The 13,655-nt window shown below is 71.5% G+C and carries 14 protein-coding genes; all 14 read right to left on the bottom strand.

The window, feature by feature from the left end; translation table 11 throughout:
• Nucleotides 1-213: 213 nt before the first annotated feature.
• Entirely contained in the window at nt 214-657 is a 444-nt protein-coding gene (gene nusB, locus ACFC1X_RS38560) for a transcription antitermination factor NusB (protein WP_376363697.1), read from the bottom strand.
• A gap of 2 nt (nt 658-659) precedes the next feature.
• Nucleotides 660-1,226, bottom strand: coding sequence for an elongation factor P (gene efp / locus ACFC1X_RS38565; protein ID WP_055415926.1), 567 nt, complete (start codon nt 1,224-1,226; stop codon nt 660-662).
• Nucleotides 1,227-1,290: 64 nt separating this feature from the next.
• On the bottom strand, nt 1,291-2,397 hold the full coding sequence (locus ACFC1X_RS38570; RefSeq protein ID WP_376363700.1) for an aminopeptidase P family protein: 1,107 nt from the start codon (nt 2,395-2,397) through the stop codon (nt 1,291-1,293).
• A 151-nt stretch (nt 2,398-2,548) separates the two neighbouring features.
• The gene (locus ACFC1X_RS38575; protein ID WP_376363703.1) at nt 2,549-3,445 is read right to left on the bottom strand and encodes a Pro-rich N-terminal domain-containing protein; all 897 of its coding nucleotides are present in this window, start codon (nt 3,443-3,445) and stop codon (nt 2,549-2,551) included.
• Nucleotides 3,446-3,608: 163 nt separating this feature from the next.
• Nucleotides 3,609-4,700 carry a 3-dehydroquinate synthase gene (gene aroB / locus ACFC1X_RS38580; RefSeq protein WP_376363706.1) on the bottom strand — a complete coding sequence of 364 codons (1,092 nt, stop codon included), beginning with the start codon at nt 4,698-4,700 and terminating at the stop codon, nt 3,609-3,611.
• Complete coding sequence (locus ACFC1X_RS38585; RefSeq protein WP_376363709.1) at nt 4,697-5,215, bottom strand: shikimate kinase; 519 nt, start codon at nt 5,213-5,215, stop codon at nt 4,697-4,699. Before ACFC1X_RS38585 ends, aroB begins: the two co-directional genes overlap by 4 nt.
• A complete protein-coding gene (gene aroC, locus ACFC1X_RS38590; protein ID WP_376363712.1) occupies nt 5,212-6,396 on the bottom strand; it encodes a chorismate synthase in 1,185 nt (394 codons plus the stop codon). Before aroC ends, ACFC1X_RS38585 begins: the two co-directional genes overlap by 4 nt.
• A 161-nt stretch (nt 6,397-6,557) precedes the next feature.
• Complete coding sequence (locus ACFC1X_RS38595; RefSeq protein ID WP_376363715.1) at nt 6,558-6,896, bottom strand: hypothetical protein; 339 nt, start codon at nt 6,894-6,896, stop codon at nt 6,558-6,560.
• 48 nt (nt 6,897-6,944) lie between these two features.
• Nucleotides 6,945-7,784 (bottom strand): shikimate dehydrogenase, encoded by an 840-nt coding sequence (locus ACFC1X_RS38600; protein ID WP_376363717.1) that lies wholly within the window; start codon nt 7,782-7,784, stop codon nt 6,945-6,947.
• The gene (gene mltG, locus ACFC1X_RS38605; protein WP_376363719.1) at nt 7,765-9,513 is read right to left on the bottom strand and encodes an endolytic transglycosylase MltG; all 1,749 of its coding nucleotides are present in this window, start codon (nt 9,511-9,513) and stop codon (nt 7,765-7,767) included. The genes ACFC1X_RS38600 and mltG overlap by 20 nt, the downstream gene beginning before the upstream one ends.
• Nucleotides 9,514-9,641: 128 nt before the next feature.
• Nucleotides 9,642-10,106 (bottom strand): Holliday junction resolvase RuvX, encoded by a 465-nt coding sequence (gene ruvX, locus ACFC1X_RS38610; protein ID WP_361647889.1) that lies wholly within the window; start codon nt 10,104-10,106, stop codon nt 9,642-9,644.
• Between the two features lie 47 nt (nt 10,107-10,153).
• On the bottom strand, nt 10,154-12,826 hold the full coding sequence (gene alaS / locus ACFC1X_RS38615) for an alanine--tRNA ligase (RefSeq protein WP_376363722.1): 2,673 nt from the start codon (nt 12,824-12,826) through the stop codon (nt 10,154-10,156).
• Nucleotides 12,826-13,176, bottom strand: a complete 351-nt coding sequence (locus tag ACFC1X_RS38620) for a hypothetical protein (protein WP_376363725.1) — start codon at nt 13,174-13,176, stop codon at nt 12,826-12,828. Before ACFC1X_RS38620 ends, alaS begins: the two co-directional genes overlap by 1 nt.
• A gap of 7 nt (nt 13,177-13,183) precedes the next feature.
• Nucleotides 13,184-13,633: a DUF948 domain-containing protein gene (locus ACFC1X_RS38625; protein WP_125490934.1), complete on the bottom strand. Its 450-nt coding sequence runs from the start codon at nt 13,631-13,633 to the stop codon at nt 13,184-13,186.
• Nucleotides 13,634-13,655: the final 22 nt, after the last annotated feature.

Below are 13,655 nucleotides of genomic sequence, written 5' to 3' on the forward strand. Positions count from 1 at the left end.
TTTATCCGGCGACCACCGATATATACACTGGAAACTTCGTGGGCTGCTTATGATGTTTATAACAGCCCGGCCGGAACCCTTTGGGTCCGCCCACCCCGGCGGTTTTTGTCACATCGTGGCGCTCAACGCCGTCAGGGGCGCGGGGAACTGCGCGACCAGCCACGGACTACCCGCAGCCGCCCTCCCACCGCACCCCTACGGCACCGCCGCGTCCTACGCGCCACCTGCGGAGTCACGGCGCAGCGACGGCTTCAGGTCCTTCAGCCGGCCGAGCAGCCCGTTGATGAACGCGGGCGACTCGTCGGTGGAGAACTCCTTCGCCAGCTGCACCATCTCGTCCAGGACGACGGCGTCCGGGGTCTCGTCGACCCACAGCAGCTCGTACGCGCCCAGGCGCAGGATGTTGCGGTCGACGACCGGCATCCGGTCCAGCGTCCAGTCGACCGAGTACTGGGCGATCAGCTCGTCGATGCGCTGCGCGCGCCCGGCGTAGCCCTCGACCAGCTCCATCGTGTACTCGCTCACCGGCGGCTGCCGGGTGTCGGACCGGGAGTGCCGGACCCAGTCGGCGAGCACCGTCAGGACGTCGGCGCCGCGCTGATCGCCCTCGAAGAGGATCTGGAAGGCGCGCTTGCGGGCCGTGTTGCGAGCAGCCACGGTTAGCTGTTCACCCGGCCGAGGTAGTCGCTGGAGCGGGTGTCGACCTTGATCTTCTCACCGGTGGTGATGAAGAGCGGGACGTTGATCTGGTGACCGGTCTCCAGGATGGCGGGCTTGGTGCCGCCGGTGGAGCGGTCGCCCTGGACGCCCGGCTCGGTCTCCTGGATGGTCAGCTCGACGGCGGCGGGCAGCTCGACGAAGAGCACCTCGCCCTCGTGCTGCGCGACGGTGGCGGTGAAGCCCTCCACCAGGAAGTTGGCGGCGTCGCCGACGGCCTTGCGGTCGACGTGCAGCTGGTCGTAGGTCTCCATGTCCATGAAGACGAAGTAGTCGCCGTCCATGTACGAGAACTGCATGTCACGCTTGTCGACAGTGGCCGTCTCGACCTTGACGCCGGCGTTGAAGGTCTTGTCGACGACCTTGCCGGAAAGCACGTTCTTGAGCTTGGTGCGCACGAAGGCCGGGCCCTTGCCGGGCTTGACGTGCTGGAACTCGACGACGGACCAGAGCTGGCCGCCTTCGAGCTTGAGCACCATGCCGTTCTTGAGGTCGTTCGTGGAAGCCACGGTTGCGGAATCTCCTGGACTGGACTGACGTGGACGACCCCGGAGCGTACGCACAAGCGCGAGGCTAGAGCGCGAGCAGCTCCTTGGTCGTGATGGTGAGTAGCTCGGGTCCGCCGTCCGCCTCGGGGCGCACGACGAGCGTGTCATCGATCCGGACCCCGCCCCGGCCCGGGAGGTGGACCCCCGGTTCGACGGTGACCGGCACACAAGCGTCCAGTTTACCCATGGCCGCAGGAGCCAACTGCGGGTCCTCGTCGATTTCGAGTCCGACGCCGTGACCGGTGAGCGCCGGGAGGTGCTCACCGTACCCCGCCGAGTCCAGCGCCTGGCGGGCGGCGCGGTCCACGTCACGGCAGGCGGCACCGGGTGCGAGCGCCTCCCGTCCGGCCCGCTGGGCGGAGAAGACGAGGTCGTACAGCTCGATCTGCCACTCGGCCGGCGAGGTGCCGATGACGAACGTACGCCCGATCTCGCAACGGTAGCCGCGGTAGGTCGCGCCCAGGCAGACCGAGAGGAAGTCGCCCTCCTCCACGCGCCGGTCGGTGGGGCGGTGGCCGCGGCGCCCGGAGTTCGGGCCGGTGCCCACGGAGGTGGGGAAGGCCGGGCCGTCGGCGCCGTGGTCGACCAGGCGGCGCTCCAGCTCCAGGGCGAGATGCCGTTCGGTGCGGCCGACGAGGATGGACTCGAGGAGTTCGCCGAGGGCCTGGTCGGCGATCTCGGCGCCGATGCGCAGGCAGGAGATCTCCTCCTCGTCCTTGACCACCCGGAGCTGCTCGACCGCCTGGCCCAGGTCGGTCAGGCGCAGCCCGGGTGCGACGGAGCGCATGGCGCGGTGCCGGACGACGGTGAGGTGGTGGTCCTCGGTGGCGAGGGACTCGGCGCCCTGGGTCGCGGCGAAGCCGGTCGCCGCGACGGCGGGGTCGCCGCCGGGTCCTGGCAGCGCCCGCACCGGGAGCGACTCGTCGGGCCTGGCCTGGGCCGGCCGGTCGTCCGGCGGTCCGGAGCAGACCAGCAGGTCCTCGGTCTTGCCGAGGAGCAGCACGGCGCCGTGCGGGGCGGCGCCCGCGAGATAGCGCACGTTGGCGGGCCGGGAGACGAGCGCCGCCGCGCTGCCGCCCGCGTTGCAGCGTTCCCGTAGGCGCGTCCGGCGGGCCGCGTACACCTCTGACATGCCCCGAGCGTATGGGCTCCGCTGCGGGGGCGCCGCCTGGGAGAGGCCGAGTGGGGATGCGGGGGTGCGCCTACGGGGGTGGGGCTGCTGTCGTGTGGCGGCTGCGGTCCGGTGGGGCTTCTCGCGCAGTTCCCCGCGCCCCTTCGGGGCGCTACCAGCTGGGGGGGCTCGCTATCGAGCGGGAGAGGACCTCGTTCAGGACCTGGGCGGTTTCGGGGACGTCGAGTTGGGAGTTGTCGATGATGGGGAGGCCGGAGCCGTACCAGCCGGCCATGCGGCCGTGGATGCGGGCGACCTCCTCGTCGGTGAGGCGCCTGTTGCCGCTGCGTTCGGCGTTGCGTTCCAGGACGATGTCCAGGCCCGGCAGCAGGACGACCGGGAGCAGCCCGGGTCCGACGTGCCGCTTCCAGCCGCCGAGGCCGACGACCGGGCGGTCCGGGAAGACCGCGTCGTCGAGGATGCAGGAGATGCCGTTGGCGAGGAAGTTGCGCGCGGAGAAGCCGCAGGTGCGGCGGGCGAGGCGGTACTGCGCCTCCGAGTGCTCGTTCCACCCGGTCTGGGGGTCGGCGAAGCCGGAGCGGACCCATTCGCGGACGTCGTCGAGGCTGATGTGCGCGGTGGGGACCCGGCGGTGGTCCGCCCAGTACTTGGCGACGCTGGTCTTGCCGGCTCCGGCGGGACCGATGAGCAGTACCGCCAGGGTGGTCGTGGTGGAGTCGGGTGCGGCGGCCATCGCGGGGGGCACGCTGGGCACGGCGACGGGGCCGCCGGGCGGCAGCCGTACGTGGCCGGTGGTGTCCGGCACGGGTGGGGCGGGGGCCGGCTGGTGCGCACCCGGTGCCGGGCCGGGGGCCGGTTGCGGCGCCGCCGTCCGCGGCGGGGCCGCGGGGTCGGGGGCCCGCATCGGGTACTCCGGCGCCTGAGGCGGCGGCACGGGGGCGGGCCCCTGGTGCGGACCCGGGTGGTGTGCGGCCGGGGACCAGCCGGCGGCGGGTCCGTGCCCCGGCTGGTGGGGCGGCGGCAGCGGCGAACCCACGGGGTGCTGCATCCGGTGCCACTCCGTCTCGTACAGGTGATGAGCGCTGACAGCGGGACGGGGGCCCCGCGTGCTACCGAACGGTACCGCCCCCGGCCGTCCTTTGGTGAACGGCCGGGGACGGCACCAAGTGCCCGTCGCGGGAGGCGAATCGGACGGATGGTGCACCGGGGTACTACTCGCCCACCTCGCCGTAGGCGGCGAGCAGGACGGCGGGGTCGGGGCCCTCCAGCACGGTGGGCTTGGCGAGTCCGTCCAGGACGATGAAGCGGAGCAGGTCGCCGCGCGACTTCTTGTCGACCCTCATGTTCTCGACGAGCTTGGGCCACTGGTCGTGGCGGTAGTGCAGCGGCAGGCCGACCGCTTCGAGGATGGTGCGGTGCCGGTCGGCGGTGGCGTCGTCCAGGCGGCCCGCGAGGCGCCCCAGTTCGGCGGCGAAGTGCATGCCGACCGCGACGGCGGCGCCGTGCCGCCACTTGTAGCGCTCGTTCTTCTCGATGGCGTGGCCGAGGGTGTGACCGTAGTTGAGGATCTCCCGGAGGCCGGCCTCCTTCAGGTCGGAGGAGACGACCTCGGCCTTGACCTTGATGGACCGCACGATCAGCTCGGCGGTGTGCGGTCCGGCCGGGGTGCGCGCGGCCTGCGGGTCGGACTCGATCAGGTCCAGGATCACCGGGTCGGCGATGAAGCCGGCCTTGATGACCTCGGCCAGCCCGGAGACGTAGTCGTTGACCGGCAGCGAGTCCAGGGCGGCCAGGTCGCACAGGACGCCGGCCGGCGGGTGGAAGGAGCCGACGAGGTTCTTGCCCTCGGCGGTGTTGATGCCGGTCTTGCCGCCGACGGCCGCGTCCACCATGGCCAGCACGGTGGTGGGGACGGCGATCCAGCGGACCCCGCGCAGCCAGGTCGCGGCCACGAACCCGGCGAGGTCGGTGCTGGCTCCGCCGCCGACCCCGATGATGACATCGGTGCGGGTGAAGCCGGACTGGCCGAGCGCCTTCCAGCAGTAGGCGGCGACCTCGGCGGTCTTGGCCTCCTCGGCGTTGGGCACCTGGATGGCGACCGCCTCGTAGCCCTGCTCGGCGAGGTCGGCGCGCAGGGCGTCACCGGTCTCGGCGAGCGCCTCGGGGTGGATCACCGCGACCCGCTTGGCGCGGTCGCCGATCAGGCCGCCCAGCTCGCCGAGGAGCTGACGGCCCACCAGGACCTCGTATGGGTCGGACCCGGCGCTGCCGTCGATCCGGATCCGGGTGACTGCCTCGCTCATGCTTCCTTCAACTCCAGTGCGTCCAGAGCGGCTTGGGTGACTTCCTCGGGCGTGCGGCCGTCGGTGGCCACGACGACCGTGGCCGCCTCCTCGTACAGGTGCCGACGGGCCTCCATCAGCTCGCGCCACTGCTTGCGCGGGTTGACCGCCAGCAGCGGACGCGCGGCGTTCAGGCCGGTCCGCTTGACGGCCTCGTCAACGGCCATGGAGAGGTAGACGACCCGCTGCCCGGCGAGCAGCGCACGCGTGTCCGCGTCCAGGATCGCGCCGCCGCCGAGGGCGAGCACGCCCTCGTGCCCGGTGAGCGCCGTACGCACGGCGTTCTTCTCCAGTTCCCGGAAGACGGGCTCGCCCTCGTCCACGAAGATCTCGGCGATGCTCCGCCCCTGGACGGAGACGATGTCCTCGTCGGTGTCCCGGTAGCCCACGCCGAGCCGCTCGGCCAGCAGCTGTCCGACGGTGGACTTGCCCACGCCCATCGGGCCGACGAGGACGACCAGCGGGGCCCCGGTCATCGGATGGCCAGGGCGTCGAGGTACGAGGTCACGTTGCGCCGGGTCTCGGTGACCGAGTCACCGCCGAACTTCTCCGCGACGGCGTCCGCGAGCACGAGGGCCACCATGGCCTCGGCGACGATTCCGGCGGCCGGCACGGCGGACACGTCGGAGCGCTGGTGGTGCGCCTGCGTGGCCTCGCCGGTGGTCACGTCCACGGTCTTCAGGGCGCGCGGCACGGTCGCGATCGGCTTCATCGCGGCACGCACCCGCAGCAGCTCACCGGTGGTGAGGCCGCCCTCGGTGCCGCCGGAGCGGCCGGAGACGCGGCGGATGCCCTCGGGCGTGTTCACGATCTCGTCGTGGGCCTGCGAGCCGGGCACACGGGCCAGCTCGAAGCCGTCGCCGATCTCGACGCCCTTGATCGCCTGGATGCCCATGAGCGCGCCCGCGAGCCGTGCGTCGAGCTTGCGGTCCCAGTGGACGTGGGAGCCGAGGCCCACCGGCACGCCGTAGGCGAGGATCTCGACGACGCCGCCGAGGGTGTCGCCGTCCTTGTGGGCCTGGTCGATCTCGGCGACCATCGCCTTCGAGGCGTCCGCGTCCAGGCAGCGCACCGGGTCGGCGTCCAGCTTCTCGACGTCGGCCGGCGTCGGGTACACGCCGTGGGGCGCCTTCGCCGCGGCCAGTTCGACGACGTGGCTGACGATCTCGACGCCGGTCGTCTCCTTGAGGTACGACCGCGCCACGGCGCCGAGCGCCACGCGGGCGGCCGTCTCCCGCGCGGAGGCACGCTCCAGGATCGGGCGGGCCTCGTCGAAGCCGTACTTCTGCATGCCCGCGAGGTCGGCGTGGCCGGGGCGGGGCCGGGTCAGCGGGGCGTTGCGCGCCAGGCCGGCCAGCACCTCCGGGTCCACCGGGTCGGCCGCCATGACCTGCTCCCACTTGGGCCACTCGGTGTTGCCCACCATCACGGCGACCGGGGAACCCATCGTCAGGCCGTGCCGGACGCCGCCGAGGAAGGTGACCTCGTCGCGCTCGAACTTCATCCGGGCACCGCGTCCATAGCCGAGCCGCCGCCTCGCCAGATGGTCCGCCACCATGTCCGTGGTGATCGGCACGCCGGCGGGCAGTCCCTCCAGCGTCGCGACGAGTGCGGGACCGTGGGACTCCCCCGCGGTCAGCCAGCGCAACCTGCTCAACGGTGCTCCTCAGTGCTCGCGCCCCGGTATGCCTGCGTACGCGCCTTCTCCGCGTACGGCGACGGCTCGACCGGGTGCGCGGCCCCGGTCCGCCACCTTCGATCCTCCCACGTCCGGCGGTCCGGGCCGCCCGCCGGTCCATGGACCGGACGGGGGGCCGGTCAGGCGGGGCCGTCCCCCTGCCCCCGCGCCGGGGCGTAGGAGCCGAGGAAGTCGGCGCCGAGGAAGTCGGCGCCGCTCTCCCGCTGCTGCGGCGGCGCGTACGGCCCGAGGTAATCGGCGCCGCTGCCCTGGGCGTACGGCGCCGGCGCGGCGACGGGGGGCCCGGCGAGCGGCGCGCGGCGCCGGTCGATCCTGCGCTTCAGCTTGATCACCCAGCTCGCGACGACGGCGAGCACGATCAGCGCGAGCACCGTGATCTGCACCCAGTCGGGCAGGAAGCCCAGTACGGCGTCGAAGATCTGGGTCTTGACGGAGGCCAGCGGCACACCGGTGTCCATGGTTCGTTCTTCCCCTCCCGTTCCGCCCCCTGCGGAACCGGACGGATCTTAACGGTCCGCGAGCGCGCGTTCTCCCGCTTTTCGCATGGCGACGAGGGGGGCGGGAGCGCGGCCCGTCATCCGCTCCACCTGGAGGACCGCCTGGTGGACGAGCAGGTCGAGGCCGCTGACGACGGCGCCGCCGGACACCGACCAGCGGGCGGCCAGGGCGGTGGGCCAGGGGTCGTAGAGCACGTCGAAGAGGGTGGCCGGCATCTCGGGGACGGCCGCGGCGAGGGCGTCGGTGGTGCCGGCCGGGGTGGTGGCCACGACCAGCGGGGCGCGCAGCGCCTCCTCGGCGTCCGCCCAGTCCGCGATGCGCACACCGACGTCGAGGCGTTCCGCCCAGCCGCGCATCTCGGCGGCGCGCGCCGCGCTGCGGACGTAGACGGTGATCTCGCCGGTGCAGATCCGGGCCAGTGCGGCGAGCGCGGAGGACGCGGTGGCGCCGGCGCCCAGGACCGCCGCGGTCTCGACCTTCTCGATGCTGTGTTCGCGCAGGGCGGCGACCATGCCGGGGATGTCGGTGTTGTCGCCGGTCCTGCGGCCGTCCTCGGTGAGGACGACGGTGTTGACCGCGTCCACGGAGGCCGCCGTCTCGCTGATGCCGTCGAGCAGCGGGATCACCGCCCGCTTGAGCGGCATCGTCAGCGACAGCCCCGCCCACTCGGGCCCCAGCTCCTCGAGGAAGCCGGGCAGCGCCGCCTCGTCGACGTCGAAGCTCTCGTACGTCCAGTCCGCGAGCCCCAGCTCCGCGTAGGCGGTGCGGTGCAGTACCGGGGAGAGCGAGTGGGCGATCGGGGAGCCGAGAACGGCGGCCCGGCGACGGTCAGTTGCCGGAGCTGGCATCGAACTTTTCCTTCAGCTTCAAGAACTCGTCGTGCGTCTTGGCGAACTCGGTCTTGGCCACGCCGTCCGTGGCCACGAAGTAGATCCAGCCGTCGTTCGTGGGGTTCAGGGCGGCTTGCAGGGCCTCTTCGCCGGGGTTGCCGATGGGTCCGGGCGGCAGGCCCTTGTTGGTGTAGGTGTTGTACGGGTCCGTGTTGCTGTTGATCTCGGACTCGCTGATGTTGATGTTGCTCTGGCCCTTGAGGTAGTTGAAGGACGAGTCGAACTGGAGCTTCTGGTTCGTCTCGGTGTTGGTGGGCTTGAGCCGGTTGTAGATGACCTCGGACATCTTGCGGAAGTCGTCGTGGGTCTTGCCCTCCGCCTGCAAGAGGCTCGCGACCGTGAGCAGCTCCCACGGACCCTTGAGGCCCAGGCCCTCCGCCTTCTCCTCCAGGCCGATCCGCTGGTACTGCTCGCTGGCCCGGGACACCATCTGCTTCAGCACGTCCTCGGGCTTCTGGCCCTTGGCCGCCGAGTAACTGGACGGGTAGAGGAAGCCCTCCAGGGGGTCCTTGACGTTCTTGTGGTTCCGCGCCCAGTCGGGCAGGCCCAGGCTGCCCGACTCGGTCTTGGCGACCTTGGCGGTGGTGCCTTCCTTCACTCCGAGGCGCTTGTCGATCAGCTTGTAGACGTCGACGTTGCGCCTGCCCTCGGCGATGATCAGGTTGCTGCGGCTGCCGGGGCTGAGCAGGAGTTCGACCGCGCTCTCGGCGGACATCTCCTTCTGCAGCGTGTACACGCCGTCCTGGATGCTCTTGCCCCGGGGGTTGCTCTGCTGGGCGGCGATGAAGGCGTCGACGCTCTTCACCACGCCCTGCTTCTTCAGCTCCTGGCCGATCGTGGAGCCGCCGGCGCCCTTGGGGATGGTGACGGTGACTTCCTCGCCGTTGCCGTCGCCCGCGAAGTTCGGGGCGGCGCCGAAACGGTCCTGGTAGAACTGGTAGCCGAAATAGCCGACGCCCGCCACACCGCCGCCCAGCACCAGGCAGACCACCAGGCAGGCACATCCGCTGCGACGTTTCTTCGGCTTGCCACCACGGCCCCTGCGGTCGTCGCGGCCGTCGTCCGCCGGGTCGTCGTCGCTGTCGGCGTCCCGGCCGGCGAAGAACGCGTGTTCGCCCTCGTCGGGTCCGGGATCCCAGTCGGTGCGCTGCGGCTCGGGCTCGGTGCGCCGGCGGCCGGGCGGCTCCGGCGGCGGGTACGCCTCCGGGGTGCCGTAGAAGTCGGGCTGTTCGGCGGGGTAACCGGCGGGCTGCCGGCCGTAGGGGTCCGACGGGTCGGCGGGGTACTGCGCGTGGGGATGCGCGCCGGTGTCCCAGTTGCCGTTGTCGTAACCCTGCTGGGGGTGCGCCTGGGGCGCGTACTGCTGGCCGTACTGCTGTTCGTACTGCTGCTGGTCATACTGCCGCTGGTCGTACTGCGGCTGACCGTACTGGTCGTACCGCGGCTCGGGGTGCTGCCGCCCGTACTCGTCGTACTGCGGCTGGTTGCCGTACGCGGACTGGCCGCCGCCGTCGCTCCAGTCGCCGTACTGCTGCTGGGCATGCTGCTGCTCCGGATACTGTGGCTGGCCGCCGTAGGGGGACTGCCCGCCCGCGTGGGCCTGCTGTCCTCCCCATCCGCCGTCCCCGTACAACGGGTCCTCCGGATGCCACGGTTCGGAGCCTGGGCCCCGGCCATAGTCAGTCATCGATCCCCTAGAGCCGCGAGGGGACGGGGGGCGGGGCCTGTGAGGGAGGGCCTGCTTCCGTTCCGCCTCTTGCTGTGCGGTGGCTGTTCGAATGCCTCCGCATCGCGCGGAACGTTACCGTATCGCGATCAGATGACCACTTCGACGCCCTCGCCGGGTGGCCTGCCTGACACCCGTTCGGATTCCAGTGCCTGCTGGAGGATGATCACAGCGGCTGCCTGGTCGATGACGGACCGGCCCTTCTTGGACTTCACGCCCGAGGCGCGCAGCCCCTGGGTGGCGGTCACCGTGGTCATGCGCTCGTCGACGAGCCTGACCGGCACCGGCGCGATGCCCCGGGCCAGCTCCTGCGCGAAGCGCCGCACCTTGGCCGCGGCCGGGCCCTCGCCCCCTTTGAGGGAGCGCGGGAGCCCGACGACGACCTCGATCGGCTCGTACTCCTCCACCAGCAGCCTGAGCCTGCGGTGCGCGGCGGGGACGTCGCGTCCTGGGACGGTCTCCACCGGCGTGGCGAGGATCCCGTCGGGGTCGCAGGAGGCGACCCCGATCCGGGCGTCCCCGACGTCGACGGCCAGGCGGCGGCCGCGGCGCATGGCCGGGCCCTCCGCCTGGTCCCCCGCCTGAGGGTGCTCCGGACCGTTCACTTGGCGGTGTCCGCCACGAGGCGCTCCACGGCGTCCACGGCGTCGCCGATGGCGGCCGGGTTCTGGCCGCCGCCCTGGGCGACGTCCGGCTTGCCGCCACCGCCGCCGCCGAGGGTCTTGGCGGCGGTGCGCACCAGGTCGCCCGCCTTGAGGCCGCGCTCGCGGGCGGCGTCGTTGGTGGCGATGACCGTCAGGGGCTTGCCGTTGACCGTGGTGAACAGGGCCACGACGGCGGCCCGGCCGCCCTGGATGCGGCCGCGCACGTCGAGGACCAGCTTGCGCAGGTCGTCGGCGGTGGTGCCGTCCGGGACCTGCCCGGTCACCAGGGCCACGCCGCGCACGTCCTTGGCGGACCCGGCGAGTCCGGCGGCGGCCTGGAGGACCTTCTCCGCGCGGAACTTCTCGATCTCCTTCTCGGCGTCCTTGAGCTTGCCGAGCATCGCGGAGACCTTCTCCGGCAGCTCCTCCGGACGGCCCTTGATCAGCTCCTGGAGCTGGGCGACGACCGTGTGCTCACGGGCGAGGAAGTTGTAGGCGTCCACGCCGACCAGGGCCTCGATGCGGCGCACGCCCGAGCCGATGGACGACTCGCCGAGCAGCTTGACCAGGCCGAGCTGCGCGGTGTTGTGCACGTGGGTGCCGCCGCACAGCTCCTTGGAGAAGTCGCCGATGGTGACGACCCGCACGCGCTCGCCGTACTTCTCGCCGAACTCGGCGATGGCGCCCTGCTTCTTGGCCTCGTCGATGCCCATGACCTCGGCCTGCACGTCGAGGTCGCGCGAGAGCACCTCGTTGATCTTCTGCTCGACGTCGGTCATCACGGCCGTCGGCACGGCGGAGGGCGAGCCGAAGTCGAAGCGGAAGCGGCCGGGCTGGTTCTCGGAACCGGCCTGGGCGGCCGTGGGGCCGAGGGCGTCGCGCAGGGCCTGGTGCGTGAGGTGGGTGGCCGAGTGGGCGCGGGCGATGGCGTGGCGGCGCCGGTCGTCGATGGAGGCGTGGGCCTTGGCACCGACGGTGACCTCGCCGACCTGGACGACGCCCTTGTGGACGTACACGCCCGGGACCGGCTTCTGGCAGTCCCGGACCTCGATCACGGCGCCGGTGTCGACGCGGATCCGGCCGGTGTCGCCGATCTGGCCGCCGCCCTCCGCGTAGAACGGGGTGCGGTCCAGCACGATCTCGACCTCGTCGCCCTCGGTGGCGGCCGGGGAGGAGGCGCCGTCGACGAGGATGCCGACGATCGTGGACTCGCTCTCGGTGTGGCTGTAGCCGACGAAGTCGGTGGCTCCGGCCTGGTCGGCGATCGCGCGGTAGGCGCCGGCGCCGGCGTGCCCGGTCTTCTTGGCCTGGGCGTCCGCCTTGGCGCGCTCCCGCTGCTCCTTCATCAGGCGGCGGAAGCCGTCCTCGTCCACGGAGAGGCCCTGCTCGGCGGCCATCTCCAGGGTGAGGTCGATCGGGAAGCCCCAGGTGTCGTGGAGCAGGAAGGCCTTGTCGCCGGCGAGCACCGTGCCGCCGCCGGCCTTGGTGTCGCTCACGGCGGTGTCGAGGATGTTGGTGCCGGCCTTCAGCGTCTTGAGGAAGGCGTTCTCCTCGGCGAGCGCGACCTTCTCGATCCGCTCCCGGTCGGTGATCAGCTCGGGGTACTGCTGCCCCATCATGGCGATCACGACGTCGATCAGGTCCTTGACGACCGGGCCGGTGGCGCCGAGCAGCCGCATGTTGCGGATGGCGCGGCGCATGATGCGGCGCAGCACGTAGCCGCGGCCCTCGTTGCCGGGGGTGACGCCGTCGCCGATGAGCATCACGGAGGTGCGCATGTGGTCGGTGACCACGCGCAGGGAGACGTCCGAGTCGTGGGCGTCGCCGTAGGCCACGCCGGTCAGTTCGGTGGCCTTGTTGATGACCGCCATGGAGGTGTCGATCTCGTACATGTTCTGCACGCCCTGCAGAATCATGGCGAGGCGCTCCAGGCCGAGACCCGTGTCGATGTTCTTGCTCGGCAGCTCGCCGAGGATCTCGAACTCCTCCTTGCCGATCCCCTCGCCCCGCTCGTACTGCATGAAGACGAGGTTCCAGATCTCCACGTACCGCTCGTCGTTGACGGCGGGGCCGCCCTCGACGCCGAACTCGGGGCCGCGGTCGTAGTTGATCTCGGAGCAGGGGCCGCAGGGGCCGGGGACGCCCATGGACCAGTAGTTGTCCTTCTTGCCGAGGCGCTGGATGCGCTCGGCGGGCACGCCCACGACGTCGTGCCAGATGCGCTCGGCCTCGTCGTCGTCCTTGTAGACGGTGATCCACAGGCGCTCGGGGTCGAGGCCGTAGCCGCCCTTGTCCTGGGGGCTGGTGAGCAGCTCCCAGGCGTACTTGATGGCGCCTTCCTTGAAGTAGTCGCCGAACGAGAAGTTGCCGCACATCTGGAAGAACGTGCCGTGGCGCGTGGTCTTGCCGACCTCTTCGATGTCGGGCGTGCGCACGCACTTCTGCACGCTCGTGGCGCGGTCGAAGGGCGGCTTGACCTCACCCAGGAAGTAGGGCTTGAACGGCACCATGCCGGCCGGGACCAGCAGCAGAGTCGGGTCGTCCGCGATGAGCGACGCCGAAGGGACCACGGTGTGACCGCGCTCCTCGAAGAAGCTCAACCAGCGGCGACGAATCTCGGCCGACTCCATCAGTGGTCCTCATTCCGGTTGTACGAGTACGTCGTCCTGTCGACATACGTCGGGTTGTCGCGGTTCTCGATGGCGTTGTGGCGCCGGGGTGCGGGGAGTTCGCGGTCGACGGGGGCGTTCAGCCCGAGCGCGTCGTCCAGTTCGGCCTCCCGCTGGGCCATGTTGTCGCGGACGTCGAGGGCGAAGCCGACCGCGCGGTCCTTGAGCCGGGTGCCCGCGTCGAGCGCCTTGTTGGCCGCGGTCGCGGCCAGACTGTCGGGGGTCAGCTGCTTGAGCTTCCGGTTGACCTTGGTGGTGGCCCAGACACCGGCGGCCATGCCGGTGCCGAACCAGAACGTACGGCGGAACATCGCTGGATCAGTCCTTCTTCCGCTTCGTCCGCCGCGCGGCCGGAATCGTACGGCCCACGATCACGGTGCGCCGTTCCCTGGCCGGCCCGGCGGGCAGGTCGTCCTTGCGACCGCCGAGTGCCCGGCGCACGCCGTATCCGAACGCCGCGACCTTGACCAGCGGGCCGCCGAAGGTGGAGGCCACGGTGGTGGACAGCGCGGAGGCGTTCGACGTGACCTCCTGGACGTCGGAGGCGATCGCGTCGACCCGGTCGATCTGGGTCTGCGCGGAGCGCACCGCCGACGAGGCGTCGGACAGCAGCGGGACGGCCTGGTCGGTCACGTCCGCCACCAGCTTGGTGGTCGCCCTGAGCGTCTGGGCCAGCCTCGCCAGCGCGACGGCGAGGAAGGAGACCAGGATCGCCCAGAAGACCGCCACCAGGATCCCGGCCACCTCGCCACCGGACACTGTGTGCACCCGCTCCCTGAAAGACGTGCCT

This window comes from Streptomyces sp. NPDC056128 (genome assembly GCF_042263835.1).
Taxonomy (GTDB): domain Bacteria; phylum Actinomycetota; class Actinomycetes; order Streptomycetales; family Streptomycetaceae; genus Streptomyces.